At 62.6% G+C, this 15,833-nt stretch carries 6 protein-coding genes and 1 pseudogene; 6 read left to right on the top strand and 1 reads right to left on the bottom strand.

Annotation, left to right across the window (positions count from 1 at the left end; genetic code table 11):
• The first annotated feature begins 2 nt into the window (after positions 1-2).
• The 6 genes and pseudogenes from ACLSSQ_RS13220 to ACLSSQ_RS13195 all read left to right on the top strand — a co-directional run bounded on the left by ACLSSQ_RS13220 (position 3) and on the right by ACLSSQ_RS13195 (position 14,937).
• The gene (locus ACLSSQ_RS13220; RefSeq protein WP_416242955.1) at positions 3-773 is read left to right on the top strand and encodes a DUF5672 family protein; all 771 of its coding nucleotides are present in this window, start codon (positions 3-5) and stop codon (positions 771-773) included.
• The gene (locus ACLSSQ_RS13215; protein WP_416242954.1) at positions 770-2,509 is read left to right on the top strand and encodes a type I secretion system permease/ATPase; all 1,740 of its coding nucleotides are present in this window, start codon (positions 770-772) and stop codon (positions 2,507-2,509) included. The genes ACLSSQ_RS13220 and ACLSSQ_RS13215 overlap by 4 nt, the downstream gene beginning before the upstream one ends.
• The gene (locus ACLSSQ_RS13210; protein WP_130459945.1) at positions 2,506-4,179 is read left to right on the top strand and encodes a type I secretion system permease/ATPase; all 1,674 of its coding nucleotides are present in this window, start codon (positions 2,506-2,508) and stop codon (positions 4,177-4,179) included. Before ACLSSQ_RS13215 ends, ACLSSQ_RS13210 begins: the two co-directional genes overlap by 4 nt.
• Before the next feature lie 324 nt (positions 4,180-4,503).
• A pseudogene (locus tag ACLSSQ_RS13205) lies at positions 4,504-5,391 on the top strand (heme utilization protein); the annotation flags it as partial.
• Positions 5,392-5,409: 18 nt separating this feature from the next.
• Positions 5,410-13,452 (top strand): hypothetical protein, encoded by an 8,043-nt coding sequence (locus ACLSSQ_RS13200; protein WP_416244293.1) that lies wholly within the window; start codon positions 5,410-5,412, stop codon positions 13,450-13,452.
• A gap of 75 nt (positions 13,453-13,527) precedes the next feature.
• Positions 13,528-14,937, top strand: a complete 1,410-nt coding sequence (locus ACLSSQ_RS13195; RefSeq protein ID WP_416242953.1) for an HlyD family type I secretion periplasmic adaptor subunit — start codon at positions 13,528-13,530, stop codon at positions 14,935-14,937.
• Between the two features lie 60 nt (positions 14,938-14,997).
• On the opposite strand, the gene ACLSSQ_RS13190 is transcribed toward ACLSSQ_RS13195, so the two are convergent.
• The gene (locus tag ACLSSQ_RS13190; protein WP_014236860.1) at positions 14,998-15,810 is read right to left on the bottom strand and encodes a flagellar brake protein; all 813 of its coding nucleotides are present in this window, start codon (positions 15,808-15,810) and stop codon (positions 14,998-15,000) included.
• Positions 15,811-15,833: the final 23 nt, after the last annotated feature.

The following is a 15,833-nucleotide window of genomic DNA, read 5'->3' as shown; positions in this document are numbered from 1 at the left end:
CCATGCGTAAAACCATCATCCTGGTTCCCATCTACAAGGACCGCCTCGACCCCCTGGAACAGTACTCTCTGGATCATTCCCTGACCGTGCTCGGCGGCCGGCACCCATTGCTCTTTATCGGTCCTGAAGGCCTGGATTTTTCGGCATACCAGGCTCGTTACCCTGGAATGCAGTACTTGGCCTTTCCCGCCGAGAACTTCGCCTCCATTCCCGGTTACAACCGCTTGCTGCTGAGTCCCGGGTTCTACACCCGTTTCCTCAGCTATGAGTATCTGCTCATCCTGCAGACCGACGCCATCTTACTGCAGGACGAACTGGATTATTGGGCTGCCCAGCCTTTCGATTATGTGGGGGCGCCCTGGCCCGATGGTGTGGAGATTCTGGTCAATGCCGGGGTTTTCGAGGGGCCGCGGGGCAAGCGGACCCGGGCCCATGTCGGCAATGGAGGACTCTCGCTGCGGCGGGTGCGCAAATGCCTGTCCCTGCTCCAGGAGTTCGGCGCTGCGGTGGATATCTTCGACCGCACCGGCTCCAGCGAAGATCTTTTCTTCTCCATCATGGGCGGGCTATCCACCGATTTCATTCTGCCCAATGAAGTGATGGCCTCCCGTTTTGCCATGGAACTCAAGCCTTCCTTCTATTTCGCCGTCAACGGTGGACAGGCGCCGATGGGCGGGCATGCCTGGTGGAAGTACGAGCCCGAGTTCTGGCGGCAGTTGCTGCCGGAAATGCCGGAAGCCGTGGTGCAGTGCTTGCCAGAGAGGTCGACATGAACGCTGCCGGCAAACGCACTTCAGAGCTGTGGCGGATTTTTGGCCAGTTGGGTGGCAGTTTCCGTCAGGCGTTCTTTTTCAGCTGCTTCATCAATATCCTTGCCCTGGCGCCGGTCGCCTACATGATGCAGGTGTACGACCGGGTCATCTACAGCCGCAACTTCACCACCCTGGTGATGTTGACGGGCTTGGTGCTCGGGCTTTATGTGCTGACGGTGGTGCTGGATTACGTCCGGGCCGAGATCATGCTCCAAGCTGGTCTCAAGCTTGAAGCCCTGCTGGGGGATCGCCTGTTCAACCTGGTGTTCGATGCCAGTTTGCGACGCCTGCCGGGCGGCGCAGTGCATTCCCTCTCGGACTTGCGCACGTTGCGCGACTTCCTTGTCAGTCCTGCCCTCATGGCGGCGCTGGATGTGCCGGTTTCCCTGCTGTTCCTGCTGCTCATCTACAGCATCAACCCGGTGCTGGGTCACTTTTCGGTGATCGGCGCGCTGATCCAGTTCGTGCTGACCTACGTTCAGGAGCGCCGTACCGATCCCCCTCTGAAGCAGGCGGGAAGTGCCATGATGGAAGCCCAGGGCTACGCCCACGGTGTTCTGCGCAATGCCCAGGTGATTCAGGCGATGGGCATGCTGTCCCATCTGCATGAGCGCTGGATGGTGCGGCAACGCCGTTTCCTACGGTTGCAGGCGATTGCTTCCGATCATGCGGGGAAAGGGATGACCCTGGCCAAGGTCGTCCAGATCGGCCAGGGCTCGTTGCTGCTGGGTCTCGGATGCTGGCTGACGCTGAAAGGACTGATGAGTGGTGGCGGCAGCGCCATGATTGTTGCGACCATTCTGGGTGGTCGGGTGGTCCAGCCGCTGGTGCAATTGACTTCGATGTGGAAGATCGTGGTGGGCGCCCGTGACGCCTTTGATCGGCTGGAAAAGGTCCTGCATGACCTGCCGGCGAAGCCGGCCAGCATGAGGCTGCCGGCCCCCCTGGGGCATCTGACGGTGGAGGGCGTGGTGGCGGCGGCTCCCGGTGGCGGGGCGCCGATCCTGAAAGGACTGAATTTCAAGGTTTCTCCCGGAGAGATTCTGGCCATCATCGGCCCTTCCGCTGCCGGCAAAACCTCCTTGGCCCGGGTACTGATGGGGGTTTGGCCTGCCGCAGTGGGCAAGGTGCGTCTGGACGGCGTCGACATCTACCAATGGAACAAGACGGAACTGGGGCCGCACCTGGGCTATCTGCCCCAGGATGTGGAACTGTTTGAAGGGACCCTGGCCGAGAACATTGCCCGCTTCGGTGACGTCGACATGGAGCAGGTGGAGGCGGCGGCGCGTGTCGTCGGGTTGCACGAGAACATTGCCGACCTGCCCGAGGGCTACGGCAGTCAGGTCGGCAGCGACGGCTGCTTCCTCTCCGGCGGGCAGCGCCAGCGGGTGGCCCTGGCCCGGGCCATCTATGGCAATCCCAAGCTGGTGGTGCTGGATGAGCCCAATGCCAGCCTGGATGAGGCTGGTGACCTAGCCCTGGCCCAGGCGCTGGAAATGCTGAAGGCCCGCGGTGTTGCGGTGGTGGTTATTTCCCACCTGACCAGCGTTTTGCGGGTGGTGGATTCCCTGCTGGTGATCCAGGAGGGGGCCGTGAAGCTCTATGGCAAGCGCGATGAGGTGCTGGCCGTGCTCTATCCCCAGTCCATCAAGGGGAAAGCGGTGCCTGCCCCGGCTTCGGGAGGGAGCGGGGCATGAAAAAGCCGGAGTTCTTTTCCCGCAGCGTCCTGGCCAATGCTCTATGGGGCTTCCGCCGTGAGTTCATGGTGGTGGGGTTGTTCAGTTTCGTCTCGAACCTGCTGATGGTGGTGCCCACACTGTACATGCTGCAGGTCTTCGACCGGGTCATGATCAGTCAGAGCGAACTGACCCTGATTTCCCTCACCATCATTGCCTTCGTCCTGCTGGGCATCATGGGTTTTGCCGAGTGGGTACGTTCCTGGCTGCTGGTGCGCCTGAGCGTGCGGTTGGACGAATATTTGAGCACCGGGGTTTTTCAGGCGACTTTCGAGTCGGTGCTGAATCGTACTGGAACCCATGTGCAGAGTTTCGGTGATCTCACCGGCATTCGCCAGTTCCTGACCGGACCGGCCATCTTTGCCTTTTTCGATGCGCCGTGGACCATCGTTTACATCGGGGTGCTGTTTATCCTGCATCCCCTGCTGGGCTTTAGTGCCATTGTGTTTTGTCTGCTCCTGGCAGGTGTTACCTGGGCCACCCATTACTACACCCACGAACCCCTGGAGGCAGCTCTGGAGTCCAGCGGCCAGGCCCTGGGCTATGTGCAGGCGAAGAGCCGCCACTGTGAAGTGGTCGAGTCCCTGGGAATGGTAGAGAACCTGCGGCGCCGTTGGCGGGAGAAGCAGCAACGGGCCCTGGGGCTGAATCACCAGGCCCAGGAATGGTCGCACCGGCTGCAGGAAATCTCGAAGCTGGTGCGCTACAGCCAGCAGTCCCTGATCATTGCCATTTCATCCCTGCTGGTCATCGATGGCCGGCTGACGCCGGGGGCCATGGTGGCAGCCAATCTGCTGATGTCCCGTACCTTGGCGCCCATCGACATGATGGTTAACACTTGGCGCAATTTCATTACTGCCCGGGTTTCCTTCCTGCGGTTGGAGAAGCTGCTGGAGAGAGGGGGGCGTCCTTCTTCATTGGATGATGCAGTACCGGAGCGGGCTGAACTGCTGGTCCGGGGGCTAACAGCTACCGCCAGCCAACGGGCCAAGCCCATTCTCAAACACCTGAATGCCAGCTTTTCTCCGGGGGAGGTGGTGGTGGTGGTGGGGCCTTCCGGTTCCGGCAAGTCCACCTTTGCCCGTTGTCTGGTCGGTATCTGGCCGGAGCGGCAAGGTGAGGTTCTGCTCGATGGGCGGGATGTGGAGGCTTGGGATCGTCATCTTCTCGGTCCCCGGATCGGGTATCTGCCGCAGGAAATCGAGTTGTTCGAGGGGTCCATCGCCGAGAATATCGCCCGGTTTGGTGAAGTGGATCCGGAGCAGGTGGTCCGGGCGGCCAAACGGGCCGGCATTCACGAAATGGTGTTGCGGCATCCGAAAGGCTATGACACCCAGATTGGCGAGTCGGGGCATCTGCTTTCCGCCGGCCAGCGCCAGCGTATCGGCTTGGCCCGGGCCATGTACGGCGATCCTTTGCTGATCGTCCTGGATGAACCCAATGCCCATCTGGATGACGCGGGCGAAGGGTGTTTGTTGCGGGCGGTTCGGGAGCTCAAGGCAGAAGGCCGACTGGTTGTCATGATCAGCCACCGCAATAATGCAACAGCCGCTGCTGACAGGATTCTCAAACTGGAGGGCGGCTTGCTGGTGGCGGAGTTCCGGCGCCAGGAACTCGCGGTGGCTTCCTGAGCACGAACTGCCAATTCTTGTCACATCCCTGTGACGTTTCTGGTGCATAAGTCCTCTGGCACCTAGTGAATGGGCTGAACCTTTTCCGTCGTCCCGTTTGGGGATGGAAAGTCTTTCAATTTTTTTTTCTTCCCTGGCCTAAAGTATTAGAGCTACCAGCCGTAAGGTGACGTAAGGATTCCCTTCGGTCTCGAATGGGGTTGTGGGCACACTTTATGCTTGACGCCGATTTCATGTAATGAATCGGCGCAATGGTGTATCGTGCGCTTTACGTGTCTTTACGTTATTAGTCAGAGCGCTGTCTTCCAAAAAAAGGGCAAAAAAATGAGTGTAATTTCCGCATTGAACACGGCTCAGATCGCGGCCCTCTCTACTTCGCAGATCGCTGCCCTTACTACGGCTGACATAGCGGCCCTGACTACGGTGCAAGTGCCGGTCCTGACTACAACTCAGGTAATGGCGCTCACCTCTACCCAGATTGCAGCCTTGAATACGGCGCAGTTGGTCGTGATGGAAACGGCTGACATCGCGGTGCTCAAGGTTTTGAATCAGGTTGGCTCACTAACAACCTCCCAGGTCGCTGCCCTGACGACCTCCCAGATTGTTTCGTTGACCTCTGCCCAGATCGGCGCTTTGAAGACCACCCAGGTTGGCGCCCTGACGACCTCCCAGATTGCCGCGATTGAAACGACGGATATTGTTGGTCTGTCTACTGCTGCGACCGCAGCGCTGAATACGGCTCAGGTGGCTGCCCTTACCACCGAGCAGATTGCAGTTCTCAAAACCAGCCAGATTGCCGCGCTGGAAACTCGCGATGTGGCTGTTCTCACCACTGATCAGATCGCCGCGCTGAGCTCTGCCCAGATTGCCGCCTTGCGCACGACCCAGATTGCCGCCCTGACGACCGAGCAGGTGGTGGCAATCGAAACGTCTGATGTTTCTGCCCTTTCCGTTGCCGCTGTTGCGGCTTTGGGTACCGATCAGGTGGCGGCGCTGACGACGGCGCAGTTGAATGTATTCAGCACCCGGCAGATTGCTGCCCTGGAAACCCGCGATGTGGCTGTGCTGACCACCAGTCAAGTTGAATCGCTTTCGTCCTCCCAGATTGCTGCTCTGACCACGGCTCAGGTGGGGGGCTTGTCTACGGCGGCCATCGTTGCCATTGAAACTTCGGATATTTCAGCTCTGTCGGTAGCCGGTATTGCGGCGCTGAACACCGCCCAGATCGCGGTGCTGACGACCGAACAGCTGGGTGTGCTGACGACGGCCCAGGTGCGTGCGCTGGAAACCCGTGACGTGGCGGTGCTGACCACCGAGCAGGTGGTGGCCCTGACCTCGACCCAGCTGGGTGCTCTGACCACGGCCCAGATTGGCGCGCTGAACACGGCGGCCATTGTGGCGATCGAGACGACGGACATCTCCGGCCTGAGCACGGCAGCGGTTGCCGCCCTGACGACGACCCAGGTGGGCGTGCTGACCACGGAACAGGTGGTGGCGCTGACCTCGAGCCAGATCGGCGCGTTGAAGACCAGCCAGGTAGGGGCTCTGACGACGGCCCAGGTAGTGGCGATCGAAACGGGCGACCTGACGGCGCTGAATACGGCTGTTGTGGCTGCTCTGACGACGGCTGCGGTGGCTGCCCTGACGACCGAACAGCTGGGCGTGCTGACGACGGCCCAGGTGCGTGCGCTGGAAACCCGCGACGTGGCGGTGCTGACCACCGAGCAGGTGGCTGCTTTGAGTTCGGCTCAACTGGGCGCCCTGACGACGGCCCAGATCGGTGTCTTGTCCACGGCGGCCATCGTCGCCATCGAGACCTCCGACATTTCCGGCTTGAACACGGCCGCGGTGGCGGCACTGAACACCGCCCAAGTGGGCGTGCTGACGACTGAGCAGTTGGGTGTGCTGACGACGGCCCAGGTGCGTGCGCTGGAAACCCGTGATGTAGCGGTGCTGACCACCGAGCAGGTGGCAGCCCTGACCTCGAGCCAGTTTGGCGCCCTGACGACGGCCCAGATCGGTGCCTTGTCCACGGCGGCCATCGTTTCCATCGAGACCTCTGATATTGCCGGCCTGTCTACAGCGGCAGTGGCGGCGCTCAACACCGCCCAGATTGCGGTGCTGACGACCGAACAGCTGGGCGTGCTGACGACGGCCCAAGTGCGTGCCCTGGAAACCCGTGACATTGCGGTACTGACGACGGCCCAGGTGGAAGCCTTGACTTCGACCCAGCTGGGCGCCCTGACCACGGCCCAGATTGGCGCGCTGAACACGGCGGCCATCGTGGCGATCGAGACGACGGACATCTCCGGCCTGAGCACGGCAGCGGTTGCCGCCCTGACGACGACCCAGGTGGGCGTGCTGACCACGGAACAGGTGGTGGCGCTGACCTCGAGCCAGATCGGCGCGTTGAAGACCAGCCAGGTAGGGGCCCTGACGACGGCCCAGGTAGTGGCGATCGAAACGGGCGACCTGACGGCGCTGAACACGGCCGCGGTGGCTGCCCTGACGACGGCTGCGGTGGCTGCCCTGACGACGGAGCAGATCGGCGTCCTCAAGACGAGCCAGATTGCCGCCCTGGAAACCCGTGATGTGGCGGTGCTGACCACCGACCAGGTCACTGCCCTGACTTCCAGCCAACTGGGAGCCCTGACGACGGCCCAGATCGGCGCCTTGTCCACCGCAGCGATCGTTGCCATCGAGACCTCCGACATCTCCGGCCTGAACACGGCAGCAGTGGCGGCGCTGAACACCGCCCAGATCGCGGTGCTGACGACCGAACAGCTGGGTGTGCTGACGACGGCCCAGGTGCGTGCGCTGGAAACCCGTGACGTGGCGGTGCTGACCACCGAGCAGGTGGTGGCCCTGACCTCGACCCAGCTGGGTGCTCTGACGACGGCCCAGATTGGCGCGCTGAACACGGCGGCCATTGTGGCGATCGAGACGACGGACATCTCCGGCCTGAGCACGGCAGCGGTTGCCGCCCTGACGACGACCCAGGTGGGCGTGCTGACCACGGAACAGGTGGTGGCCCTGACCTCGAGCCAGATCGGTGCGTTGAAGACCAGCCAGGTAGGGGCCCTGACGACGGCCCAGGTAGTGGCGATCGAAACGGGTGACCTGACGGCGCTGAACACGGCCGCGGTGGCTGCCCTGACGACGGCTGCGGTGGCTGCCCTGACGACGGAGCAGATCGGCGTCCTCAAGACGAGCCAGATTGCCGCCCTGGAAACCCGTGATGTGGCGGTGCTGACCACCGAGCAGGTGGTGGCCCTGACTTCGAGCCAGATTGCCGCCCTGACCACGGCTCAGATCGGTGCTCTGACCACGGCCCAGATCGTGGCCATCGAAACCACTGATATCACTGCACTTACGACTTCCCTGTCCGCAGCCCAAATTGCCTCCTTGACGACGGCACAGGTGGCTGCCCTGACGACGGAACAGATCGGTGTCCTCAAGACGAGCCAGATTGCCGCCCTGGAAACCCGTGACGTGGCGGTGCTGAATACCGAGCAGGTGGCTGCTTTGAGTTCGGCTCAACTGGGCGCCCTGACGACGGCCCAGATCGGCGCCTTGTCCACCGCAGCGATCGTTGCCATCGAGACCTCCGACATCTCCGGCCTGAACACGGCGGCAGTGGCGGCGCTGAACACCGCCCAGATCGCGGTGCTGACGACCGAACAGCTGGGTGTGTTGACGACGGCCCAGGTGCGTGCGCTGGAAACCCGTGACGTGGCGGTGCTGACCACCGAGCAGGTGGTGGCCCTGACCTCGACCCAGCTGGGTGCTCTGACGACGGCCCAGATTGGCGCGCTGAACACGGCGGCCATTGTGGCGATCGAGACGACGGACATCTCCGGCCTGAGCACGGCAGCGGTTGCCGCCCTGACGACGACCCAGGTGGGCGTGCTGACCACGGAACAGGTGGTGGCGCTGACCTCGAGCCAGATCGGTGCGTTGAAGACCAGCCAGGTAGGGGCCCTGACGACGGCCCAGGTAGTGGCGATCGAAACGGGTGACCTGACGGCGCTGAACACGGCCGCGGTGGCTGCCCTGACGACGGCTGCGGTGGCTGCCCTGACGACGGAGCAGATCGGCGTCCTCAAGACGAGCCAGATTGCCGCCCTGGAAACCCGTGATGTGGCGGTGCTGACCACTGACCAGGTCACTGCCCTGACTTCCAGCCAACTGGGAGCCCTGACGACGGCCCAGATCGGTGCCTTGTCCACCGCAGCGATCGTTGCCATCGAGACGACGGACATCTCCGGCCTGAACACGGCGGCAGTGGCGGCACTGAACACGGCCCAGGTAGGCGTGCTGACGACCGAACAGCTGGGCGTGCTGACGACGGCCCAGGTGCGTGCGCTGGAAACCCGTGACGTGGCGGTGCTGACGACGGCCCAAGTAGAAGCCTTGACTTCGACCCAGCTGAGTGCCCTGACGACGGCCCAGATCGGTGCCTTGTCCACCGCAGCCATTGTGGCGATCGAGACGACGGACATCTCCGGCCTGAGCACGGCGGCAGTGGCGGCGCTGAACACCGCCCAGATCGCGGTGCTGACGACCGAACAGCTGGGCGTGCTGACGACGGCCCAGGTGCGTGCGCTGGAAACCCGTGACGTGGCGGTGCTGACCACCGAGCAGGTGGTGGCCCTGACCTCGACCCAGCTGGGTGCCCTGACCACGGCCCAGATTGGCGCGCTGAACACGGCGGCCATCGTGGCGATCGAGACGACGGACATCTCCGGCCTGAGCACGGCAGCGGTTGCCGCCCTGACGACGACCCAGGTGGGCGTGCTGACCACGGAACAGGTGGTGGCGCTGACCTCGAGCCAGATCGGTGCGTTGAAGACCAGCCAGATTGGCGCCTTGTCCACCGCAGCGATCGTTGCCATCGAGACGACGGACATCTCCGGCCTGAACACGGCCGCGGTGGCGGCGCTGAACACGGCCCAGGTAGGCGTGCTGACGACCGAACAGCTGGGCGTGCTGACGACGGCCCAGGTGCGTGCGCTGGAAACCCGTGACGTGGCAGTGCTGACTACCGAGCAGGTGGTGGCGCTGACCTCGACCCAGCTGGGTGCCCTGACGACGGCCCAGGTAGGCGCGCTGAACACGGCGGCCATCGTGGCGATCGAGACGACGGACATCTCCGGCCTGAGCACGGCGGCAGTGGCGGCGCTGAACACCGCCCAGATCGCGGTGCTGACGACCGAACAACTGGGTGTGCTGACGACGGCCCAGGTGCGTGCGCTGGAAACCCGCGACGTGGCGGTGCTGACCACCGAGCAGGTGGTGGCGCTGACCTCGACCCAGCTGGGTGCCCTGACCACGGCCCAGATTGGCGCGCTGAACACGGCGGCCATTGTGGCGATCGAGACGACGGACATCTCCGGCCTGAGCACGGCAGCGGTTGCCGCCCTGACGACGACCCAGGTGGGCGTGCTGACCACGGAACAGGTGGTGGCGCTGACCTCGAGCCAGATCGGCGCGTTGAAGACCAGCCAGATTGGCGCCTTGTCCACCGCAGCGATCGTTGCCATCGAGACGACGGATATCTCCGGCCTGAACACGGCCGCGGTGGCGGCGCTCAACACCGCCCAAGTGGGCGTGCTGACGACTGAACAGCTGGGCGTGCTGACGACGGCCCAGGTGCGTGCGCTGGAAACCCGCGACGTGGCGGTGCTGACCACCGAGCAGGTGGTGGCGCTGACCTCGAGCCAGCTGGGTGCCCTGACGACGGCCCAGGTAGGCGCGCTGAACACGGCGGCCATCGTGGCGATCGAGACGACGGACATCTCCGGCCTGAGCACGGCGGCAGTGGCGGCGCTGAACACCGCCCAGATCGCGGTGCTGACGACCGAACAACTGGGTGTGCTGACGACGGCCCAGGTGCGTGCGCTGGAAACCCGCGACGTGGCGGTGCTGACCACCGAGCAGGTGGTGGCGCTGACCTCGACCCAGCTGGGTGCCCTGACCACGGCCCAGATTGGCGCGCTGAACACGGCGGCCATTGTGGCGATCGAGACGACGGACATCTCCGGCCTGAGCACGGCAGCGGTTGCCGCCCTGACGACGACCCAGGTGGGCGTGCTGACCACCGAACAGGTGGTGGCGCTGACCTCGAGCCAGATCGGTGCGTTGAAGACCAGCCAGGTAGGGGCCCTGACGACGGCCCAGGTAGTGGCGATCGAAACGGGTGACCTGACGGCGCTGAACACGGCCGCGGTGGCTGCCCTGACGACGGCTGCGGTGGCTGCCCTGACGACGGAGCAGATCGGCGTCCTCAAGACGAGCCAGATTGCTGCCCTGGAAACCCGCGACGTGGCGGTACTGACCACCGAGCAGGTGGTGGCGCTGACTTCGAGCCAGATTGCCGCCCTGACCACGGCTCAGATCGGTGCTCTGACCACGGCTCAACTTGTGGCGATCGAGACGACGGACATCTCCGGCCTGAACACGGCAGCAGTGGCGGCGCTGAACACCGCCCAGATCGCGGTGCTGACGACCGAACAGTTGGGTGTGCTGACGACGGCCCAGGTGCGTGCGCTGGAAACCCGTGACGTGGCGGTGCTGACCACCGAACAGGTGGTGGCGCTGACCTCGACCCAGCTGGGTGCTCTGACCACGGCCCAGATTGGCGCGCTGAACACGGCGGCCATTGTGGCGATCGAGACGACGGACATCTCCGGCCTGAGCACGGCAGCGGTTGCCGCCCTGACGACGACCCAGGTGGGCGTGCTGACCACGGAACAAGTGGTGGCGCTGACCTCGAGCCAGATCGGTGCGTTGAAGACCAGCCAGGTAGGGGCCCTGACGACGGCCCAGGTAGTGGCGATCGAAACGGGTGACCTCACGGCGCTGAACACGGCCGCGGTGGCTGCCCTGACGACGGCTGCGGTGGCTGCCCTGACGACGGAACAGATCGGCGTCCTCAAGACGAGCCAGATTACGGCCTTGGAAACCCGTGATGTGGCGGTGCTGACCACGGATCAGGTGGTGGCGCTGACTTCGAGCCAGATTGCCGCCCTGACCACGGCCCAGATCGGTGCCCTGACCACGGCTCAGGTCGTGGCGATCGAAACTTCCGATGTGGGGGCGCTATCCACAGCGGGTGTTGCAGCGCTGACGACTGACCAGGTAGCAGCACTGACGACCGAACAGTTGGGCGTGCTGACGACGGCCCAGGTGCGTGCGCTGGAAACCCGTGACGTGGCAGTGCTGACCACCGAGCAGGTGGTGGCCCTGAGTTCTAGTCAGCTGGGCGCCCTGACCACGGCCCAGATTGCAGCGCTGACGACCGCTCAGGTCGTGGCGATTGAAACGTCCGACATCGGTGCCATCTCCACGGCGGCGGTTGCCGCGCTGACGACGACCCAGGTGGGCGTGCTGACTACGGAACAGGTGGTGGCGCTGACCTCGAGCCAGATCGGCGCGTTGAAGACCAGCCAGGTAGGGGCCCTGACGACGGCCCAGGTAGTGGCGATCGAAACGGGTGACCTGACGGCGCTGAATACGGCCGCGGTGGCTGCCCTTACGACGGCCGCGGTGGCTGCCCTTACGACGGAGCAACTGGGTGTGCTGACGACGGCCCAGGTGCGGGCGCTGGAAACCCGCGATGTGGTGGTGCTGACCACGGATCAGGTGGTGGCTCTCAGCTCTGCCCAGGTGGAAGCCCTGAGCACCACACAGGTCAGTGTTCTGACCACCGCACAGATTGTGGCGATCGAAACCACCGATATTTCGGCCCTGTCCGTCAATTCCGTGGCTGCTTTGGGTACGGATCAGGTGACGGCTCTGACGACCGATCAGATCGCCGTGCTGACGACGACACAGATCCGGGCGCTGGAAACCCGCGATGTGGCGGTACTGACCACCGAGCAGGTGGTGGCTCTGACCTCCGCGCAAGTAGGGGCGCTGACCACGGCAGAAATCGGAGCATTGAGTACGGCAGCGGTTGCCGCCATTGAGACCAGCGATCTGCAGGCACTGACTACTGCCCAGGTTGCTGCGCTTTCGACGGCCCAGGTGCTGGCACTGACGACCGAGCAGCTGACCGTGATGAGTACGCTGCAGATTGCGGCCCTGGAAACGCGTGATCTGGTGGTTCTGACCACGGAGCAGGTGTCCGTGCTGGATACTGCCCAGATTGCTGCGCTGACATCGGCCCAGGTTGGAGCTCTTTCGACGAGCCAGCTGACCTCGCTTTCCACGGATCAGGTCACCGCCCTGGAAACCACGGACCTGATGGCCCTCAGCACTGTGCAGATTCAGAGTCTGACCACGGACCAGATCGTTGCGCTGACGACGTCCCAGATTGAAGCCTTGACCACGACTCAGTCCTGCGCGCTGACTTCCACCCAGGTGGGAGCCCTGACGACCGAGCAGATGCCTCATCTGGCCTCGCTGACGCCGTTGGTGCTGGATCTGGATGGAGATGGCATCCATACCCTGAACATCAGTGCCGGTGTCACTTTCGACCTGCGGGCCGTGGGTGAGCAGTCGAGCGTGGGCTGGATTTCCTCCAAGGACGGCTTCCTGGCGATCGATCGCAACCACGACGGCGCCATCAACGATGGCAGCGAGTTGTTCGGTAGCAGCACCAAGCTGGCGGATGGCAGCAACGCGGTGGATGGCTTCCAGGCACTGCAAACCATGGATAGCAACAAGGATGGTGTCGTGGATGCCAAGGATGCCGGATTCGCCGATCTGCGAGTTTGGGTGGATGCCAACCAAGACGGCGTATCCCAGTCCTCCGAGCTGCACACGCTGGCCGATCTGGGGATTACCAGCCTGAATCTTGGGGCGACCCGGACGGTCGACGGTGACAACGGCAACGTGATTGGTCTGGTTTCCAGCTACACCACGGCAGATGGTCAAACCCATGAGCTGTCCGATGTCTGGCTGCAGATTGGCGCAGGGCAGAATCGGGTCATCGACCTCTCCGCCCTGGATCAGGCTGTGGTTGAACAAGGCAACTTGGGCCAGATCAACCTTGCCGGTAACGGTGGAAATGGCGATCTGCTGATCGTGAATGCCCAGGATGTGCTGAAGTTTGGTGTAACCGACCTGGTGCAAAACGCCCAGACCGGCGAGGGCCATGTGCAGATCGTGGTCAAGGGCGATGCCAATGACACTGTGCAGCTCAACAACTCCCAGGGCCAATGGGCGGATGGTGGCGTGACCGTGATTGATGGTGTCACCTATCACATCTATACCCAGGGAGATGCCCAGTTGCTGATTGGTGCCAATCTTCACCAAGTCACCGGCTAATTGCCTCTGGCATTGAAAACACCGGCTCTCGGGCCGGTGTTTTTTTTGGTGGGCAATCATTGCCACCCGATTAGAATGAACACCCTGCTACGGCTTAAGGTATTTATGTCGCTTGGATCCCTGCTGTTGCGTCTGAAGACAACCGTAACTTCTCTTCTACCACCTCCTCCCCTGGCTGACGACGCATTGCCAACCGATACGGAAAGGCCGCTAAGGATCGGCATCTGGGGGCTGGCAATAGGCTTTGGCGGTCTGCTTCTCTGGGCTACCCTGGCGCCACTGGATGAAGGGGTGCCGACCCAGGGGGTGGTGTCGATTGATACCAAGCGCAAGACGATCCAGCACCTGCTTGGTGGCCGCATCAGGGAGGTCTACGTCAAGGAAGGCCAATACGTGCAGGCTAACGAGTTGCTGCTGAAGCTCGAGGATGCCAATGCCCGGGCCAACTACGAGGCGGTTCGTCAGCACTATCTGAGTTTGCGTTCGGTGGAGGGCAGGCTGCTGGCGGAGCAGTCAGGGGCGACCAAGATCGGTTTTCACGAAGATATCCTGAAATATGCGGACGACCCCCTGGTCCGGCAGCAGATGGCTACCCAGGAGCAGTTGCTGCAGTCCCGCAGATTGGCCTACGAGGCCGAACAGCAGGCAATGCGGGAGGCCATCCGTGGCCAGGAGGCCCAGGTCACGGGCTACGGGGGCATGATCGAGAGCCGCCGGAACCAGCTGCGCTTGCTGGAAAAGGAGCTGAAGAGCATCAGCGACCTGGTGAAGCAGGGCTTCATGGCCAGGACCAGGCAACTGGAGCTGGAGCGTAATGCCGCAGAGGTCAGCAGCATCCTGGCGGACCTGAATGGCAACCTGATCAAGTCGCGTCAGGGCATCGCCGAAGTGAAGATGCGCCTGATCCAGCGCCAGCAGGAATACCGCAAGGAGGTGGATACCCTGCTGGCGGACGTGCAGCGCGATGTTCAGGTCGACGAGGACAAGTTGCGGGCGGTGACCGAGGAACTGGAGCACACGGAGATCCGTTCTCCGGTTGCCGGGCAGGTGGTTGGTCTGGTGACCCAGACTGTTGGCGGTGTCGTCCAGGCCGCCCAGCGGCTGATGGATATCGTGCCGGTTGACGAACCCCTGTTGCTGGAGGCCAAGGTACCCCCCCACCTGATTGACCGTATCAAGGTGGGCCTGCCGACTGATGTCCGTTTCACCACCTTTGCCCATTCTCCCCAGTTGCTGGTGGAAGGGACCATCCAGTCGATTTCGGCAGATCTGATTACAGAAAATCAGCCCAGTTCCGGCCAGCCGACTTCCTATTACCTGGTGCGCATTTCCATTTCTCCCGAAGGCATGAAAAAGCTGGGCAACCGCAATCTGCAGCCCGGCATGGCGGCAGAGGTGGTCATCAAGACCGGTGAGCGTTCGGTACTTACCTACCTTCTGCATCCCCTGACCAAGCGTATCGCCGCCTCGATGAAGGAGGAGTGAGTCTGCCGTAGGCAATAAAAAAGGCACCCTCGGGTGCCTTTTTTACTAATGGCAGATTGCTTATTCCAGTCCGCTGATCCGGGCTTTGCGCTCCCGTTCGATCCGGGTGATGTAGCGCTGAATCATGGTCAGCCGGGTTCCCGGAAGATCAACGTACTCGCAACCGATGCGCAGGTACTGACTGCCGGTCTTGGTGGTGACCGGGAACGAGTTGCGTACGGAAAGGGCTGTGACCAGCTGTCCTTCCTCGGGCAGGGTGAACTTGCAATCGCGGAAAACATTACCGATGGCAAAGGTTTCACCCATGGACAATGGCAGCATGAGACCGATACCACCACCGCTGATGTCCAGCATGTTGGCTTCGATAGTGGTCTTGGTGCCGTCCGCCAGAATGACGTCCACCGACACCTTGATGGGATTGGCTATGGGGGTGGTAAGGCGGTAATACTCGCGGCGCTGCAGGCGCAGCAGGGTCTCGGGCAGCTTGCCGCCAAAGGCGGTACGCCCCTCGAAGGTCGTCTGCGTAAGGCCTTTCAGGCTGAACTGAATCTTGACCTTGTCCAGGGTCGTGGTGAATACCAGCTTGTCGGCCTGCAGGGCGCGGCGATTCATTTCGTCGTCGCTGCCGTAGTCGAATATCAGGGAATTCCCGTCGGCACCGATGTGGTTCAACGAGGTGAGCAGGAAGGAGTTACCACCGTCAAAATAAACGGTGATCATCACCCCTTTTTGCACCAGCGCCTTGAGTACGAAAAGAATTTCTGCCTTGGAGTAAAGCAGGTAGCGACTGTAATTGTCGTCGTCTTCGACGTCTAGGTGGTGTGGCACAGGATGGGCTTCCGGCTCTAAGGGCTCGCTTGCCTTGTCAGTCATGGTTTATTCGGTTTTCTCGGCAA

Source organism: Azospira sp. APE16 (genome assembly GCF_047901315.1).
In the GTDB taxonomy this organism is placed as follows: Bacteria; Pseudomonadota; Gammaproteobacteria; order Burkholderiales; family Rhodocyclaceae; genus Azospira; species Azospira oryzae.
The sequence above is the reverse complement of the archived record's forward strand: the minus strand, read 5'-3'. Positions and strand labels throughout refer to the sequence as shown.